Here is a 16,724-nt window from a genome sequence, read left to right on the forward strand (position 1 = left end):
GTTGATCGTTCAACATGTTGAACACTACACCTTGATTGAACTTTCAACCAAGTCGTTGAACATGTAAACTAGTTCCCATGACCGATCTGCCCATCGCCTCCGTCAACGACACCCGGTGGCTCGACGAGGGGCAACAGCGTTCGTGGCGCGCCTTCCTGGGCGGCTCGACGGTCCTGATGGACCGGCTCGACCGCGACCTGCGCAGCGAGCACGGGCTGTCGATGTCGGAGTACGAGATCCTCGTGCGGCTCTCGGAGGCGCCCGACCGGTCGATCCGCATGGCCGACCTGGCCGCGGCCCTGTCGCACTCACGCAGCCGCATCACCCACACGATCAGCCGGCTCGAGCGCGACGGCATCGTCGTGCGCACCCAGTGCGGCACCGACGGCCGCGGCGTCAGCGCCGTGCTGACCGACAAGGGGTTCGAGCTGCTGGCCACCGCGGCCCACACCCACGTGCGCGGGGTGCGCGAGTACCTCGTCGACCTGGCGTCCCCCGAGGACCTCGCCGCGGTCCGGCGCGTCATGGAGGCCGTTCAGGAGTCGATCGGCGGCCGCCGCTTCTAAGAACGAGAAATGCTCCCCTTCCGACCTTTGAAAGGGACTCAAAGGTCGGAAGGGGAGCAAATCTCGGGACGAGGGCGGGACCTCAGTCGCGGGTCAGGCGGCGGTGCGTGACGCGGTGCGGGCGGGCCGCCTCCTCGCCGAGGCGCTCGATCTTGTTGGCCTCGTAGGACGCGAAGTTGCCCTCGAACCAGAACCAGTTGCCCGGGTTCTCCTCGGTGCCCTCCCACGCCAGGATGTGCGTGGCGATGCGGTCGAGGAACCAGCGATCGTGCGAGGTGACCACGGCGCAGCCGGGGAAGTCCAGCAGCGCGTCCTCCAGCGAGGACAGGGTCTCGACGTCCAGGTCGTTGGTGGGCTCATCGAGCAGCAGCATGTTGCCGCCCTGCTTGAGGGTCAGCGCCAGGTTCAGGCGGTTGCGCTCACCGCCGGAGAGAACGCCGGCCTTCTTCTGCTGGTCCGAGCCCTTGAAGCCGAACGACGCCACGTAGGCGCGGCTGTTCATCTCGAAGTTGGCGACCTTGATGAAGTCGAGCCCCTCGGAGACGACCTCCCAGACGTTCTTGTTCGGGTCGATGTTCGCGCGGTTCTGGTCGACGTAGCTGATCTTCACCGTCTTGCCGACCTCGAGCTCGCCGGAGTCGGGCTCCTCGTTGCCGGTGATCATGCGGAACAGCGTGGTCTTGCCGACGCCGTTGGGGCCGACGACGCCCACGATGCCGGCGCGCGGCAGCGAGAAGCTGATGTCGTCCCACAGCACGCGTCCCTCGAAGCCCTTGGTCAGGTGCTTGGCGTCGAGGACGACGTCGCCCAGGCGCGGGCCGGCCGGGATGTTGATGTCGGTGGTGTCGATCTTGCGGGCCTTCTCGGCCTCGGCGGCGAGCTCCTCGTAGCGGGCCAGACGCGACTTGCTCTTGGTCTGGCGGCCCTTGGCGTTGGAGCGGACCCACTCGAGCTCGCGCTCGAGCATCTTGGCGCGCTTGGCGTCCTTCTGGCCCTCGATCTTGAGACGGTCCTTCTTGGTCTCGAGGTAGGTCGAGTAGTTGCCCTCGTAGCCGTGGATCTGGCCGCGGTCGACCTCGGCGATCCACTCGGCGACGTTGTCCAGGAAGTACCGGTCGTGGGTCACGGCCAGGACGGCGCCGGGGTAGCTCTTGAGGTGGCCCTCGAGCCACTGCACGCTCTCGGCGTCCAGGTGGTTGGTGGGCTCGTCGAGCAGCAGCAGGTCGGGCTGCTGCAGCAGCAGCTTGCACAGCGCGACGCGGCGGCGCTCACCACCGGAGAGGTTGTCGACCAGCGCGTCCGAGGGCGGGCAGCGCAGGGCGTCCATGGCCTGCTCGAGGCGGCTGTCGACGTCCCAGGCGTTCGTGTTGTCCAAGTAGGTCTGCAGGTCGCCGGTCTCGGCCATGAGGGCGTCGTAGTCGGCGTCGGGCTCGCCCATCTCGGCGTACGCCTCCTCGAGGCGCTTCATCTTGCCCTTGATGTCGGAGACGGCCTCCTCGACGTTCTCGAGGACCGTCTTGCCCTCGGTCAGCGGCGGCTCCTGCTGGAGCATGCCGACGGACGCGTCGGGGTCGCGGACGATGTCGCCGTTGTTGGGCTGGTCGAGGCCGGCCATCAGCTTGAGCAAGGTCGACTTGCCCATGCCGTTGGGGCCGACGACGCCGATCTTCGCCCCGTGCAGGAACGAGAGGGAGACGTCGTCGAGGACGACCTTGTCGCCGTGGGCCTTGCGGACGTTGCGCAGAGAGAGGACGTAGTCAGCCATGATGCCCACCAGCCTAGCCAGAGCGCGGCAACAGTGTCTGACCGGCAGGCGCGGGCACGGCTCAGCGCGTGGCGGCGGCCAAGCCGTTGCACCAGCGCTCGTAGCGGTCGAGCTCGTGGCGCAGGCGCGCCACGACGATCCGCTCGGTGGTGCGGTTGATCGCTTCGGTGAGCGCCTTCTCGGCCCGCGCGCCCGCTCTACGAGCAGCCACGCCGCCGAGCCATCGCGACACCAGGGTCAGGACGATGGCGAAGACCAGTCCGAGGGCGACGGCCAGGAGGGGCAGGCTCATGCCCAGCGGCCGCGGCGCGCCGGACCACGGATCGGGGTCCACCAGACCGAAGATCGACGCGATGCACCAGGCGCCCCCGACGACCACGGCGATCAGGGTCAGCCACTGCAGGGCTCCGACGGCGGTCCACCAGAGCGGACGGCGCTTCAGGCCCAGGTCGACGCCGGCGACCGCCTCGTCGAGCTCGTCGATGACCGCTCGGGATCCGTCGCCCACGACGTTGTCGAGCACGGAGGCGCGCCAGGGTCGGGACATGCCCTCGGTTGCCGTCTCGGTGGCCTCGCGCAGGGCGAGATCGGCCCGGGCGCGCTGCACCGACGGCGAGATCGGCATCGACCCGGCGACCGCGTCGCGCGCGGACCGGCCGAAGCCCAGCTCGCGCAGCGGGTCGTTCCGCAGCCGGCCGACCCAGCCGATGAGGGGCCAGTCGGTGGCCACGACGGCGCGCCGGGCCATCGAGTCCTCGACGGCGTCGGCGATCTGGGGCACACCGGCGCAAGCGACGAACGTCTCGACCAGGGCATCGCGGGTGGGGCGATCGAGTCCGGGGACCGGCTCGACTCCCCCGGCCTCGGCAAGCCGCCGCGCGACCTGGCGCACGTCGGCGACGAGGCGGGACTGCGACGCCCGCTTGGAGGTGATGCGGCGGCCGATCTCGGCACGCAGCTCGGGCAGCCCGGCGCCGGTCAGGGCGCTGGTCGCGATGACGGGCACGCCACCGAAGCCCTCGCGCTCGAGGATCTGCTCGAGGTCGTCGACCGCGATCTTCAGGTCGGTGTCGCTCAACCGGTCGGCCTGGTTCAGGACGACGAGCGAGGCGTCCTTGTGCGTCGACAGCGGCGCGAGGTAGTTCTCGTGGATCGCGGCGTCGGCGTACTTCTGGGGGTCCAGCACCCAGACGAAGAGGTCGGCGTAGCGCGCGACGTGGTCGACGACGTCGTGGTTCTCGTGCACGACCGAGTCGTGGTCGGGAAGGTCCAACAGGACCAGGCCCTCGAAGGCGTCGTCGCGGGGCGCGTCGAGGATGCTGCGCCGGGCGATCTGGTCGCGGCGGGCGATGCCGATCCAGTCGAGCAGCTCGGTCGCGCCGGCCGGGCCCCAGGCACAGGCCAGCGGCGTCGACGTGGTGGGGCGCAGGTAGCCGACCTCGGCCAGCTCCAGCCCGCTGAGCCGGTTGAACAGCGACGACTTCCCCGAGCCGGTGGATCCGACCAGCGCCACCACGGTGTGCTGGGACGAGAGCTCGAGTCGCTCCTGGGCATGGGTGAACGTGGCCTCGGCGGGACCGGCGACGGCGGGATCGATCACGTCGCCTGCGGCCTCGATGGCCGAGCGCAAGGCAGTGACGCGCTCATCGAGTGCGCTCATCGGCTCCGCCTCCCTCGGGGTTTGTCGACGGCGGCGATCGCCGCCTGGAGCTGCCACTGGGCAGTCTCCAACTTGTTCGGATCGGGCAGCAGGGCCAGGTACCGGTCGGCCTCGGACTGGAAGAGGTCCTCCAGCCGGCGCGACAGGTCGCGCGCGGCCTCCTCGACCAGGGCCCGGACCGCCTGGTCGCCGAAGACGGCGTTGAGCACGGCCTGGCCCGCGGCGGCGGTGCCGCCGGCGATGCCCAGCTCGGCGCCCGTGAGTCCTGCCGTGCCGGCGAAGACGACCACCATCAGGCTCACACCGGCGGCGTTGACGCCCAGCGACAGGGCGCGCGCCTTGCTCTTCTTGTCGGCGCCCTGCTCGGCCACCAGCTCGAACACGGCCTCACGCCACTCGCGGGCGATGCGCTCGGCCCGCACGCGGACGTCGCGTGACGCACGGTCCAGTCCGCGCTGGCGGTCCAGCAGCACCCGGCCGGGCTCGGAGCCGTCCCAGGCACGCGACACCTCCTCGGCGGCGCGCTCGGCGCGATCGAGGATCATCAGGTGCAGCCCGGAGAGCGCAGCCTCCTCGACCTCGTCGGGGCCGGCGGGCTTGCGCTTGAACAGCCGGTCGCGCCAGGAGCCGACGGACCGCTCGAGCTTGCGGAAGATCTCGCCCGAGCCCACGAAGTCCTGCCAGCGGGCCAGCACCTCGCCGCGCAGCATCGTGCCATCGGTCGCAGCCGTCATCAGGTCGCGATGCGCCCCGAGATAGACCGACTCGACGTCCTTGCGCAGCTTCTCGGCGGCGTCGACCTGACGGGCCAGCGCGCCCTCCAGCCGCCGGGACGACTCGATGTCGTGCAGGATCGCCCCCTGGAGCGTCCGCAGGACGATCGCGCGCCGCTGCGCCTCGTCGTCGGCCAGCATGCGCAGCCAGGTGATGACCTGGGAGACGTCGCCGGCGGGCAGCACGCCCTCGGAGTCGGGCGACGACTCGGGGACGGAGAACAGGGCGACGTCGGACAGGCCGTGCTCGCTGAGCATCCGGGCGAGGTGACGGCGCACCTCGACCAGGGCGTCGTCCGAGGTGCGGTCGAGGACGACGGCGACCGAGGCGTCGCGGTCGGAGGCCCGGCGCAGGTAGTCCCACGGGACCTGGTCGGCGTACCGAGCCGCTGAGGTCACGAACAGCCACAGGTCGGCGGCGCCGAGCAGCTGCTCGGCCATCTCGCGGTTGGTCTCGTCGATCGAGTCGAAGTCGGGGGCGTCGAGCACCGCGACCCCGGGCCACAGGGTCGAGCAGGCGACCTGGCGGATGGTGTTGGCGCGACGGCTGTTCGAGCCGGTCCGCGCGACCTCGGGCAGGATCCGGCCGGAGCGGAACCACTCGGTGTCGGCGGGGTGGTGGACGAGCACCGGCGTGCGGGTCGTGGGGCGCAGGACACCCGTCGCCGTGACGCGGCGGCCCACGATCGAGTTGACCAACGTGGACTTGCCGGCACCGGTGGAACCGCCCACGACGACCAGCAGCGGAGCGCCGATGTTCTCGAGGCGGGGAACGACGTAATCGCCGAGTTGTTCGGCCACTTCGCGCTGCAAAGCGCGGTCCCGTTCGACTCCGGGGACCTCAAGCACCAAGGGCGTGGCGACGACAGCGGCAGCCAGGCCCGAGAGGCCCTGGAGCAAACCGTCCTCGACCACGGCCTCGCGCGGGGGAATGGCGGTCGGCTCTGTCATCTCAGATCTCTCACCATCGTAGAGCAGACAGAACCCCGGGACGCACCAAACACCGGGGGCCGATGTTTCAGATGTTGCTGAGCGGACGCGCCTCGTCGACCAGCATCACCGGGATGTCGCGGCGGACCGGGTACGCCAGGGCGCAGCCGTTGCACACGAGCTCGTCGGCGTCGACGTCCACGAACAGGCCGGAGCGGCACTGCGGGCACACCAGGATCTCGACGAGGGCTGGATCGAGGTTCACGGGACCACCGTAGCCGAGTCGTCGCGCACCAGACGCAACACGGGGCCACCGTCGTCCGTCGCGACCTCGGTGGTGGGACGGCCGGCCTCGCGCACGGCCTCGGCCAGGGCGACGAGGTCGTCGTGGGTCGGCTCCGGCTCGGTGAACTGGGGGGCGAGTCGCACCACGCTCCAGCCCTGCGGCGCGGAGAGTCGCTCGGCGTGCCGGGAGCACAGATCGTAGGCGTGCGGCTCGGCATAGGTGGCCAACGGCCCCAGCACGGCGGTCGAATCGGCGTACACGTACGTCAAGGTGGCCACCGCGGAATTCGGGCAGCCTGCGCGCGAGCATCGACGTTGCAGTCCCACGAGGCGAGGTTAACCCCCGGCCCCAGCCGGCCGCAGTAGGCTCACCGCGTGGCCAGCGAACCCGGACCCGGTATACCCGTGCACGGCCCCCGGCCCGGCGCCGCCCGCGACCGGCGCGGACGCGGCCCCCGCGGCGTGTTCTCGCTGCCCGGCCCGCTGACGCCGCACGGCGCCCCCATCCACCGGACTCCCCGCCAGGCCTTCGACGAGCTCGTGGCGGACGTCCTCACGCGGCTGGACCGCCACTTCGCCCGCGAGCCCGACCACGTCGAGGTCGCGATCGAGGAGGCTCCGCTGCTGCCGTACGGCTGGGACGAGCCGGTCCCCCGCAGCATCGTGAACCCGGCTCCCGGCGGCTACCGGATCGTGATCTACCGGCTGCCCATCATCGGCCGGGCGCGCTCGGCCGCTGACATCGAGGACGCGGTCTGGACCGTGCTGCTGACCCGGCTCGGCGAGGTGTGGCACCACGACCCCGAGGACCTCGACCCGCGCGACTGAGGCTCAGCGCACCGAGACGCCCGGGGCGACCACCGACACGGGCGCCTCGCGGACCGTCGCGGCCGCGATCCGCTCGCCGTCGACCTGCCACAGGCCGGCTCTGATCTCGGCGCCGTCCACGGGCCTGACCACGAGGTACGCCGGCTTTCCGCGCGGCGCACCGACGGCGGTGGAGGCGCCCTCCTCGAGCTTCACCCGGCGCTCGCCGAGCGACTCCATCGACGCCGAGAACGACTCGACGACGACCTCGGCGGACGTGTCGGCCGTGAGCACGAGGCGGACCGCGCGGCCGTCCATCCGGACCGGGACGACGGCGGGCCCGGTGATCGAGCGCGCCTGGGCGACGCGTGCGAGGTCGTCGTCGGTCTCGACGGTCGCCGAGGCCACGACCGGCAGGTCCGACGTGATCGCCAGCGACGCCTGGTCGAGGTCGACCGAGCCGGGCACCGTCACGACCCGGACGGACTCGGGCTCGACCGAGACGTCCTCGAGTCCCTGGGCTGCGAACGACCCCTTGGGCCCGCGCACCGAGACGCTGACGTGCGCCGTGGACGTGCCGGGGTTGGCCAGCTCGAGTCGCGTCGTTCCGCCGCGCGGGATGCCCGCGAGGACCTGGGACTTCGCGGGACCGGCGGCCGGGGACACCAGGTCGGCACCCGCGCGGCCGGCATCCAGGGCCACCGCGGTCAAGGAGCCGCGCCGTCGCGAGACGTGTGCGGCCACGGCGCCCTCACCGGCGGCGACGTCGTCGACGGAGATCTCGCGCCGCTCGCCGGGCTCGACCACGAGCCCCGAGGTGTCGAGGGACTGGATCGGCCCGTTCTCGCCCCACCAGGTGAGGTCGGCGACGGCACGGTTGTCGCCGAGATTGATGAGCGTCACGGTGGCATCGGCGCGTCCGGTGTCGCCGAGACCGACGAACCAGGCCTCGTCGACGACCGGCGGGCACGAACCGAGGACGGCGTCGCCCGAGCGCGTGCCGGCGACGTAGCCGACCGATCCCGACCCGGCGCCGGACTGCTCGAGGACGAATGCCTCACCGCCGGGCTCGGCCGTGCGCCAGCGATCGGCCTGCGCCCAGACGGGATCGGGGGCGGCCTCCTTCGGGATCGGCCGGGCGACCGCTTCGGTGCCGGGCGAGACCTGGCCGGCGGCCACGGTCCACCCTGGCGCGACCTGGCAGGCCCACACGGTCTGGCGGACGTCGACGCGGCTGCTGCCTCCCGCCACGACGGGCGGGTCGGGCTCGGGCACGAACGACGCCGCCCCGACGAGCGCGAGGGCGATCAACGGGAGCACCAGGCGAACGGGAATGCGGCCGATCATGCGTTCTCCTCGTCATCCGGCGCGGGCTCAGACGTCGGGTTGCGGCGTACCGGCAGCGCCGCGATGACCGCGGCCACCCACGCGAGCATCCAGGCGCCCGCGAGCCAGGGGCGGGCAGCACTCGCACGCGGAGCCGGGTCGGGCTTCACGTCGGATGTGACCGACCAGACGCGCGAGTCCGGCGAGTCACTGCCCTTCTGCGCCAGGCCCGGGGCCGCATCGATCCGCCGCGCCAGGTCCAGGTCGACGTCCGGGGCATACAGGCTGTCGACGCCGAGCCGGGCGAGCTGGTCGACGTCGTCGCGGGTGGGGGTCGTCACGAGGGACTCGATGGTGTCGTGCAGGAGCTTCTCGCGGTCGGCGGTCGTGCGCAGGGCCTCGGCCCCGAGGTACGGACCGGGTCCGACGACGGCGTCCGCGACGATGCCCGACTCGGAGTCACCGGTCAGGACGACCGTGGTGCCCGGGCGGGCGGCCAGGAACACCGGAACGACGCGCGCGTCCCCGGACTCGAGCGGGTCGTCGATGCCGCGCACCACGAGCCAACCGCCGGCCAGGATCGGGAAGGCCGCCAGCAGGGCGATCGCCGGGCGGCGCCAGGACCGGTAGCGGCGGGTGCGCAGGACGGGCCACGCGAAGAGCACGGCCGTCAGCAGGCCGCCCATCCAGACGCCGGCGCCGAGGCCGGACCACGCCCGCACCTCCGGAGCTCCGGGGTAGGGCACGAACGCCGACATCGACGCGAGCAGACCCGCCGCCAGTCCCACGAGCGCGACGATCCAGGCGGCGGTCACGGCGCGCCGGGTCGCCGACGGGACGAGTGCCGCGACGGCCAGCACGAGCAGCGGGAGCGCGATCCACCACGGGCCCGAGCCGACGCCTCCGCCGGTGCCGGTCACGACGTCCCACGCCGTGGCCGGGGCGTCGACGGGGCTGCCGGCCTCCCACCAGATGCGGTCCGAGAAGACGCGGTCGAACAGCCACGGCCCCAGCAGGACCGTGCCGACCGCGGCACTGAGCGCGAGGTACCGCGCCGCCCGACGCACCAGCAGAGCGCACGCGGCCAGGGCGATCATGCCCAGCGCCCAGGCGACCGGCGCGAAGGCGGCGACCAGCGCGATCCAGACGCCGACGAGGACGGCACGCGTCCACTGCGGCTCGAGGACGAGCCGCAGGAGGACGTTGGCGAACAGCGGTGCCACGACGAGGGCCACGACTGTGCCCAGCCGGCCGTCGGCGACGGCTCCGGTGACCGCGACCATCAGGCCGTAGGAGGCGGCCCACGCCATGCGGACGGCGCGGTCGTCGCTGACGAGACGGCCGAAGCGGTGCGCGGTGAGGGCCGCGAACGGGACGGCCAGGACGGTCAGGATCCCGGCGATGATGCCCGGCGCGAACCACACGACCAGGCCCACCACCGCGAGCGGCAGGACGTAGGCCGGAGCGCCGTCGGCGCTGCCCAGGCCCACGGCGTGCGACCGCTCGAAGATCAGTCCCCACCACGGCCGGATCGAGTCCGGCGAGGCGGGCAGGACCGGGCTGAACAGGCTGCCGGTGGCGACCGAGCGTGCCGCCACGACGGAGCCCAGGAGGAGCACCAGCACCCACGTCAACCACGGCCATCGACGCCACCACGGCGGCCTGTCGACGATGACGGGATCCTCCTCGTCCTCGTCCCCCACCCCGATCGAGCGCAGGCCGAGCGACTCCACCGACTCGGGGCGCACGACGACCTGGAACGTGGTGGCGGCGACGTCGAGCCCGTGCTGGTACGGCATCCAGAACGGCGCGAAGAGGTCACGGAGCGCGCGATTGCTGCGCCGCACCAGGGGCCGGCGACGGCGACGGGCCGCGATCATCGGGCCGGGGTTGGCGAAGACGGTGACCATCGCGACGATCTCGCCGCGCGCCGCGCGCAGGTCCTTGCCGATGATGAAGCCGACGAACCGCACCAGCGAGCCCAGGAACAGCCGGATGCTGGTCAGCGGGAACTTCAGCGGGTCGCTGTTGGCGAGCATCGTGTACAGCGCGGCGGCTCGGCGCTCGCCGGCCTTCTCGGGGACGCCCTTGCGCCGGACCCGCCGCCGATTGCTGGTGGCCTCGGCGTGGAACACGATCGAGGCGGGCGCGGTGCGCACCCGGTAGCCGGCACGGTTCGCCCGCCAACCGAAGTCGATGTCGTCGAAGAACAGCGGCAGTCGCGGATCGGTGCCGCCGAGGCGCTCCCACACATCGCGTCGGACGAGCATCCCGGCCGAACCGACGGCCAGGACGTCCCGGGCCCGGTCGTGCTGACCGGCGTCCGGCTCACCGGACTCCAGCATCGTCTCGCGCTGGCCGGTGCCCGTGACGGTGAGGCCGACCTCGAGCAGGCGGCGCAGCGACGGCCACTCGCGGACCTTGGGCCCGACCACGCCGATGCCCGGGTCCGCGGTCGCCTCGTCGAGCAGCGCCGAGAGCGCGTCGGGATCGCAGATCTGGTCGTCGTGCAGCAGCCAGATCCAGTCGTAGGCCTCGGCCTCGGACTCGACGGCCACGGCCACCTGGGCGCCGAACCCGCTGCGCGGCGGCGCCTTGACGACCCGCGAGGCGCCCGCGTGGGCCTCCAGCAGGTCGCGCGTCGCCGGGTCGCTGTCGTCATGGACCAGCACGAGGTGGTCGGGACGGTGATCCAGGCGGTCGAGGGCGGCCAGTGTCTGGGGCAGCCACCGCGATCCGCGGTGGGCCACCAGCACGGCGAGGACGGTGGGAGGCCGCGATCGCCAGGCGGCGACCGGAGCGTCCAGTTCTGCGTCGTCGTGCATGCTCGCCACCCTAGGCGGTTGTGACGAACCGCCGGAGGTCAACGAAACGTGGGATCAGGCGCGCTTCTTGAGCTTGCGACGCTCGCGCTCGGACAGTCCACCCCAGATGCCGAAGCGCTCGTCATGGGCGAGGGCGTACTCGAGGCACTCACCCTTGACGTCGCAACTCAGGCACACACGCTTGGCTTCACGCGTGGAGCCGCCCTTCTCAGGGAAGAACGACTCGGGGTCGGTTTGAGCGCACAGCGCGCGCTCCTGCCACATGAGCTCGGGGTCGTCGCCCTCGATCCAACCGACTAATGACATGTCTGTAATTACAGACGTCCTCCTGCCAAACGTCAAGCCGAATAGCAAATGTCAGGGAATCCTCGGCGTGTCGCGCTTCGGTCGAACGCTAGCGTCGACCCGGTGACAACGACTCTCGCGACCGTTCTGACCCCCTCCCCCGCCCCCGTGGTGACCTACTACGACGTCTCCACCGGCGAGCGGGTCGAGCTCAGCGGCGTGACCCTGGCGAACTGGGTGGCCAAGGTCGCGAACCTGCTGGTGGACGAGCTCGACGCCGAGCGCGGCACGCGCGTGCGCATCGGGCTGCCCAGCCACTGGCTGCGCGCGGTCTGGCTGCTCGGCGCGTGGCGGGTCGGCGCGATCGTCACCGACCACGCGGCCGACATCGGCCTGTCCGGCCCTGAGCTCGAGGCCGACGAGCCTGTCCGCCTGGCCGCGTCGCTGCGACCGCTGGGCGGTCGATTCGCCCAGGAGCCGGCCGGCTTCCTCGACACCGCGATCCACGTGCCGGCCAGCCCGGACGTCTTCATCGACCTCGATCCGCCGACGCCGGACGACGTCGCGATCGACCTCGACGGCCGCTCCCTGACGCACGCAGAGCTGCTCGCGGGTCCGCGCCTGACCGAGCGTGTCGTGCGCGAGCCGCAGCCACTGGCGGCCGATGCGGCCGACCTCGCGGCGGCACTGGCGGGCGGGGGCTCGCTCGTCATCGTCGCGGGCGCCAGGCCCGAGGACCTGGAGCGCATCGCCGCGCAGGAACGCGCCACCCTCGACGGGCGGGGACGTTGAGGTGATCGCGATGAGTGGTGCCCTAGACTCGACGGGGCATCTCGGCTGTGTCTGGGTGCCCGCGACAGCTCACGACAGGAACCACGCATGACCCCAACGGTCGACGACCCGCAGGCCTACGGCCTGACCCGGGTGGGCGGCCGACCCCCGCTGCTGGAATATCTGCGGGGAGTCGCGCAGCGCAAGGACTTCATCGTCTCCCTGGCCAAGTTCCGGATCGAGGCCGAGAACCAGCGCCAACGCCTCGGCATGCTCTGGATCGTCCTCAAGCCCATCCTGAACGCGGCCGTCTTCGGCATCGTGTTCGGCATCCTCATGGCCAGCACCAAGAACGTCCCGGACTTCGTGCCGTTCCTGATCATCGGCGTGTTCATGTTCGAGTTCTTCTCGGCGTGCATGGGCAGCGGCTCGAAGTCGATCACGTCCAACCAGGCTCTCGTGCAGAGCCTGGCGTTCCCACGCATGTCCCTGCCGATCTCGGTCGTGGTGCAGAAGTTCCTGCAGCTGCTGCCGACGGTCCTGCTGCTGTTCGTCTTCCTGCTGATCCTGGGCCACCGGCCGACGCTCAGCTGGCTGTTGATGGTGCCGCTGCTCGCCCTGTACTTCCTGTTCTGCCTGGGCGTCGCGTTCATCACCGCGCGCCTCACCGTGCACCTGCCCGACCTGGCGAACCTGCTGCCGTTCATCACGCGGTTCTTCTTCTACACGACCGGCATCTTCTTCAGCTTCGACATCCGGTTCGAGGGCTCCACGGCGTTGCTCGAGGCGGTCCAGTACCAGCCGATGTACGCCTTCCTGAGCCTGTCGCGCGAACTGCTGCTGGACTCCGATCCGCTGTACGACGTGCGGATGCAGTTCTGGCCGATCATCGCGGTCTGGTCGATCGCGCTGGTCATCGTCGGAACCATCTTCTTCTGGGCTGCCGAGGAGCGTTATGGCCGTGTCGACTGAGCCCACCGAGTCCCGGCTCACTCCGGACGGACGCCGTCCGGTCGTGGTCGTGCAGGACCTGCACGTCGAGTACAAGGTCTACGCCACGGGCAAGCGCGCCACCGAGGCCGACCGCGGCGGCGTGCTGCGGCGCGGCAAGCGCACCCGGTCCGTGCACGCCCTGAAGGGCATCACCTTCACCGCGTACGAGAACGACAGCATCGGCGTCATCGGGTCCAACGGCTCGGGCAAGTCGACCCTGATGCGCGCCATCACGGGCCTGACGCCCGCCAGCCGCGGCGCCATCTACGCCAGCAGCCGTCCCAGCATGCTCGGCGTCGGCGCGGCCCTCATCAAGCCCCTGTCGGGCCAGCGCAACGTCATCCTGGGCGGCCTCGCCCTCGGCTTCTCCAAGGCCGAGATCGAGGAGCGCTACGACGAGATCGTCGACTTCGCCGGCATCCGTCCCTTCATCGACCTGCCGATGCGGACGTACTCGTCCGGCATGACGGCGCGTCTGAAGTTCGCGATCGCGACGATCCGCAACCACGAGATCCTCATCGTCGACGAGGCGCTCGCCGTGGGCGACCGCAAGTTCCGCAAGCGCAGTGAGCAGCGCATCCGCGAGATCCGCGACAACGCCGGCACGGTGTTCCTCGTGAGCCACTCGATGCAGTCGATCCGCGACACCTGCAACCGCGTGATCTGGATCGAGAAGGGCGAGCTGATCATGGACGGCGACCCCGCCGAGGTCATCGCCGCCTACGAAGAGACCCGCTGACCCATTGACCCGCTGACCCCCGCCGCTGCTCAGCAGCTGGCGGCGAGGTCGTCGGTGTTGTTCGCGGCCGTGGGCGACTCGGTGGGCTCGGTCGTCGCGGTGGGCTGCGTGGTCGGTGCGGCCGTCGTGGGCGCGGACGTGGACGGCTGCTTCGGCTTCTTCTTCTGCTGACGCTCGCTCTTGGCGACCAGCTTCGCGACGTCGGCGCGGATCTGCTCGAAGTTCGGCGTCACCGTCGAGTACTCCGGCGGCACGACCGACAGCGTCGCGATCTTGCGATCCTTCGCCTTGAGCGCCAGGTCGCCGAAGGCGCCCAGCTCGGAAGCGGGGATGTTCGTGCTGAGCATCTGGGCCGAGCTCTTGGCGATCTGGCCGGCGTTGAGCACGACCTGCTCGGGGCTGAGCTGCTGGAGCATCGCCTGCATGAGGCACTTCTGGCGGCCCATGCGCGTGTAGTCGTCGGACTGCACGCGGCTGCGGCCGTACCAGAGGGCGTCGTTGCCGTTGAGCTTGCGCTTCCCCGGCTGGATGTAGACCTGCTTCCAGGCGTCGTCCTTGCCGAACTTGGCGATCGGCTCCTTGACCTCCATCTCGACGCCGCCGACGGCGTCGACGAGGCTCGAGAAGCCCTTCATGTTCACCAGGACGTGGTAGTTGATCCTGAGCCCCGTGACGCCCTCGACGGCGTCGATGGTGGCGTCCAGGCCCGGGTCCTTGCTGCCGGGGTACAGGTCGGTGCGGTTCGCCGCCGCCGTGTGCACCGCGTTGAGCAGGCACTCCGTGCCGCAGTTGTACCCGTACGGGTAGACCGTGCGCATCGGCGAGTCCTCGGGGAACGGGACGTTCTGCAGGTTGCGCGGCAGCGACACCATGACGGGCACGCCGGTCGTGGCGTCGATGCTGACCACGTTGAGGGCGTCGGGTCGCAGACCGAACCGGTCGGAGCCGGAGTCCGCGCCGATCAGCAGGATGTTGTACCGGCCCTTGAGCGGAGACTTCACCTCGGTCTCGCTGAAGACCTGCTCGACGACGTCCTTGGACGCCGTGACCGTGTTCCAGCCCAGGAAGGTGGTCGACGTCGCGAGCGCGACGATGGTGATGTTCACGACCGAGATGACGCCGAGCCGCCACCAGCCGAGGCTTCGGACGAGCGCCAGGCGCCAGGCGTCGATGAACAACAACATCCACAGCACCGACACGACCAGTCCGGTGATGCGTGCGACCTGCAGGACGGCGGGGTCGGTCAGCCAGTCGATGACCTGCATGCGGTCGGGTCGGAAGCGGAACCACGTCACGGCGGCCGCGAGGAGCACGGCGACCCACGCCACCATGGCGGCTGCGCCGAGGCGCCGCGCGCCCGCGAGGAACTGAGCGATGCCGGGCCAGACGACCGTTCCCAGGATCAGGACCAGGGCGCGACCCAGTCCACCCTTCTGGGCGACCCGCGTGGGCCGTGCCCCGAGAGCGCTCACGGCACGACTCCCCTCGACTGCGATTGAGGCTCCATTAAACCCCGGTCACTCCTGCGACCGAGACGTCGGGGCGGGTCAGCAGGACTCGTCGAGGTTGGCACTGCGGTTGGCCTTGCGCGGGTCCTTCTTCTTCGCCTCGGCCTGGGCCTCGATCGTCGGCAGCTTCGCGGTGACCAGGGCCGCCTTCTGCAGTTCGGGGTTGCGCTTCGAGGAGCCGACGGCGTCCGACACGAGGCGTCGGACCTTGTCGTAGTCGGGGTTGCCCGTGTAGATGACCGGGGGCACCAGCGACACCGAGGCGATCGGCTGGGACTTGGTCTTGAGCGCCAGGTCCATGAAGACGTTCAGGTCCTGGCGCGGAATGCTCGTGTGCAGCATCGCCGAGCTGGAGGTGGCGATGTCCTGCATGTTCATGATGACCTTCTGCGGATTGAGCTGGCGCACCATCGCGTTCATGACGCACTTCTGGCGGCCCATCCGCGACCAGTCGTCGTTCTCGACGCGGGACCGGGCGTACCAGAGGGCCTTGTCGCCCGACAGCTTCTGGTCGCCGGCCTCGATGTACCCGCGGATCGGCGAGCCGATGCCGCCGATGGCGGTGCGCTCGCGCACGTGGATCCTGACGCCGCCGACGGCGTCGATGAGCTTGGAGAAGCCCTTCATGTTCACCAGCGCGTAGTAGTTCAGCTTCAGTCCGGTGATCTGCTCGACGGCGCCCATCGTGGCGTCGATGCCGGGCTCCTTCGTCGTGAACAGGTCGGCGTGGTCGTTGGCCCACGTGTTGACCGCGTTGAGGTAGCAGCCGTCGCAGTCGAACCCGTTCGGGAACTGCTGGCGCATGACCGAGCCCTTCGGGAAAGGCACGTTCTCGAGGTTGCGGGGCAGGCCGATGATGACGGCCTTGCCGGTGTCGGCGTCGATGCTGGCGACGTTGATCGAGTCGGGGCGCATGCCGACGCGGTCGTTGCCCGAGTCGGTGCCCATGAGGAGCACGTTGTAGCGGCCGTCGTGCGGCTTGGACACCGTGTTGGAGGCGAAGACCGTGTCGGTGAACCCGTTCATGACGCTCATCGTGTGCGAGGCGAAGAACAGGACGGCTGCCGTGCCGGCGACGAGCGCGCCGTGCAGGACGGTCGAGATGGCCAGGTGCGGACGCGCCAGCTCGCGCGGGCGACCGAGCCGCCACGCGTCGACGATGAGGGCGATCCAGCCGAGGGCCAGGGCGACGAGGAGCCAGCGCCCCAGGGTCAGCAGGCTGGCATTGGTGGCGAGGCCGAAGAGGAACTGCCGGTCCATCAGGGAGATCAGGACGAAGACCGCGGCGAGGGCCAGCAGCGCCAGCCAGATCCGGATCGCGATGCGACCGACGCGCTTGTTGCCCTGGACCAGCTGAGCGGATCCGGGCAGCACGAAGGTCATCGCGGCGAGAGTGAGTGCACGCCGGAACTGGATCCGGGCGGTGGCGCTGGTCGGGTCGACGTAGGCGCCGCCCAACGAGCTCGTGCGGTCATGAAGCATTGCTGTCCT

At 70.7% G+C, this 16,724-nt stretch carries 15 protein-coding genes; 5 read left to right on the forward strand and 10 right to left on the reverse strand.

Annotation, left to right across the window (positions count from 1 at the left end; genetic code table 11):
* The first annotated feature begins 77 nt into the window (after positions 1-77).
* Entirely contained in the window at positions 78-566 is a 489-nt protein-coding gene (locus tag NP095_RS12345; protein WP_232418599.1) for a MarR family winged helix-turn-helix transcriptional regulator, read from the forward strand.
* A gap of 82 nt (positions 567-648) precedes the next feature.
* Here NP095_RS12345 and ettA read toward each other — a convergent pair whose 3' ends face one another.
* The 5 genes from ettA to NP095_RS12370 form a co-directional block, all read right to left on the reverse strand.
* Positions 649-2,331, reverse strand: a complete 1,683-nt coding sequence (ettA, locus tag NP095_RS12350) for an energy-dependent translational throttle protein EttA (RefSeq protein ID WP_232418598.1) — start codon at positions 2,329-2,331, stop codon at positions 649-651.
* Between the two features lie 61 nt (positions 2,332-2,392).
* The gene (locus NP095_RS12355; protein ID WP_232418597.1) at positions 2,393-3,991 is read right to left on the reverse strand and encodes a GTPase; all 1,599 of its coding nucleotides are present in this window, start codon (positions 3,989-3,991) and stop codon (positions 2,393-2,395) included.
* Positions 3,988-5,715, reverse strand: a complete 1,728-nt coding sequence (locus NP095_RS12360) for a dynamin family protein (RefSeq protein WP_232418596.1) — start codon at positions 5,713-5,715, stop codon at positions 3,988-3,990. Before NP095_RS12360 ends, NP095_RS12355 begins: the two co-directional genes overlap by 4 nt.
* Before the next feature lie 67 nt (positions 5,716-5,782).
* The gene (locus tag NP095_RS12365) at positions 5,783-5,959 is read right to left on the reverse strand and encodes a Trm112 family protein (protein WP_232418595.1); all 177 of its coding nucleotides are present in this window, start codon (positions 5,957-5,959) and stop codon (positions 5,783-5,785) included.
* The gene (locus tag NP095_RS12370; protein ID WP_232418594.1) at positions 5,956-6,306 is read right to left on the reverse strand and encodes a DUF3499 domain-containing protein; all 351 of its coding nucleotides are present in this window, start codon (positions 6,304-6,306) and stop codon (positions 5,956-5,958) included. The genes NP095_RS12365 and NP095_RS12370 overlap by 4 nt, the downstream gene beginning before the upstream one ends.
* A 48-nt stretch (positions 6,307-6,354) precedes the next feature.
* Between NP095_RS12370 and NP095_RS12375 the strand changes: the two genes are divergently transcribed.
* Positions 6,355-6,807 carry a metallopeptidase family protein gene (locus NP095_RS12375; protein WP_232418593.1) on the forward strand — a complete coding sequence of 151 codons (453 nt, stop codon included), beginning with the start codon at positions 6,355-6,357 and terminating at the stop codon, positions 6,805-6,807.
* Between the two features lie 3 nt (positions 6,808-6,810).
* Here the strand turns inward: NP095_RS12375 and NP095_RS12380 are convergent, their stop codons facing one another.
* From NP095_RS12380 to NP095_RS12390, 3 genes are read right to left on the reverse strand one after another with little or no spacing between them, the layout of a single operon-like run.
* Positions 6,811-8,133, reverse strand: coding sequence for a DUF5719 family protein (locus NP095_RS12380; RefSeq protein ID WP_232418592.1), 1,323 nt, complete (start codon positions 8,131-8,133; stop codon positions 6,811-6,813).
* Positions 8,130-10,937 carry a glycosyltransferase family 2 protein gene (locus NP095_RS12385; RefSeq protein ID WP_232418591.1) on the reverse strand — a complete coding sequence of 936 codons (2,808 nt, stop codon included), beginning with the start codon at positions 10,935-10,937 and terminating at the stop codon, positions 8,130-8,132. Before NP095_RS12385 ends, NP095_RS12380 begins: the two co-directional genes overlap by 4 nt.
* Positions 10,938-10,991: 54 nt before the next feature.
* A complete protein-coding gene (locus NP095_RS12390) occupies positions 10,992-11,243 on the reverse strand; it encodes a WhiB family transcriptional regulator (RefSeq protein ID WP_146828372.1) in 252 nt (83 codons plus the stop codon).
* 102 nt (positions 11,244-11,345) lie between these two features.
* On the opposite strand from NP095_RS12390, the gene NP095_RS12395 reads away from it, so the two are divergent.
* From NP095_RS12395 to NP095_RS12405, 3 genes are all read left to right on the forward strand, one after another.
* Positions 11,346-12,014 (forward strand): TIGR03089 family protein, encoded by a 669-nt coding sequence (locus NP095_RS12395; RefSeq protein WP_232418590.1) that lies wholly within the window; start codon positions 11,346-11,348, stop codon positions 12,012-12,014.
* Positions 12,015-12,101: 87 nt separating this feature from the next.
* A complete protein-coding gene (locus NP095_RS12400) occupies positions 12,102-12,965 on the forward strand; it encodes an ABC transporter permease (protein ID WP_232418589.1) in 864 nt (287 codons plus the stop codon).
* Positions 12,949-13,725, forward strand: coding sequence for an ABC transporter ATP-binding protein (locus NP095_RS12405; RefSeq protein WP_232418588.1), 777 nt, complete (start codon positions 12,949-12,951; stop codon positions 13,723-13,725). Before NP095_RS12400 ends, NP095_RS12405 begins: the two co-directional genes overlap by 17 nt.
* A 29-nt stretch (positions 13,726-13,754) precedes the next feature.
* Here NP095_RS12405 and NP095_RS12410 read toward each other — a convergent pair whose 3' ends face one another.
* Positions 13,755-15,197, reverse strand: coding sequence for an LCP family protein (locus NP095_RS12410; protein ID WP_232418587.1), 1,443 nt, complete (start codon positions 15,195-15,197; stop codon positions 13,755-13,757).
* A 75-nt stretch (positions 15,198-15,272) separates the two neighbouring features.
* A complete protein-coding gene (locus NP095_RS12415; protein WP_232418586.1) occupies positions 15,273-16,715 on the reverse strand; it encodes an LCP family protein in 1,443 nt (480 codons plus the stop codon).
* Positions 16,716-16,724 lie beyond the last annotated feature (9 nt).

The organism is Aeromicrobium duanguangcaii, assembly GCF_024508295.1.
GTDB lineage: Bacteria > Actinomycetota > Actinomycetes > Propionibacteriales > Nocardioidaceae > Aeromicrobium > Aeromicrobium duanguangcaii.

Excerpts from the sequence above, each read along its gene's own strand:
- NP095_RS12360 (WP_232418596.1), bottom strand. The coding sequence starts at position 5,715 with ATGACAGAGCCGACCGCCATTCCCCCGCGCGAGGCCGTGGTCGAGGAC.
- NP095_RS12405 (WP_232418588.1), top strand. The coding sequence starts at position 12,949 with ATGGCCGTGTCGACTGAGCCCACCGAGTCCCGGCTCACTCCGGACGGA.
- NP095_RS12400 (WP_232418589.1), top strand. The coding sequence starts at position 12,102 with ATGACCCCAACGGTCGACGACCCGCAGGCCTACGGCCTGACCCGGGTG.
- NP095_RS12385 (WP_232418591.1), bottom strand. The coding sequence starts at position 10,937 with ATGCACGACGACGCAGAACTGGACGCTCCGGTCGCCGCCTGGCGATCG.
- NP095_RS12380 (WP_232418592.1), bottom strand. The coding sequence starts at position 8,133 with ATGATCGGCCGCATTCCCGTTCGCCTGGTGCTCCCGTTGATCGCCCTC.
- NP095_RS12355 (WP_232418597.1), bottom strand. The coding sequence starts at position 3,991 with ATGAGCGCACTCGATGAGCGCGTCACTGCCTTGCGCTCGGCCATCGAG.
- NP095_RS12390 (WP_146828372.1), bottom strand. The coding sequence starts at position 11,243 with ATGTCATTAGTCGGTTGGATCGAGGGCGACGACCCCGAGCTCATGTGG.
- NP095_RS12345 (WP_232418599.1), top strand. The coding sequence starts at position 78 with ATGACCGATCTGCCCATCGCCTCCGTCAACGACACCCGGTGGCTCGAC.
- NP095_RS12415 (WP_232418586.1), bottom strand. The coding sequence starts at position 16,715 with ATGCTTCATGACCGCACGAGCTCGTTGGGCGGCGCCTACGTCGACCCG.
- ettA (WP_232418598.1), bottom strand. The coding sequence starts at position 2,331 with ATGGCTGACTACGTCCTCTCTCTGCGCAACGTCCGCAAGGCCCACGGC.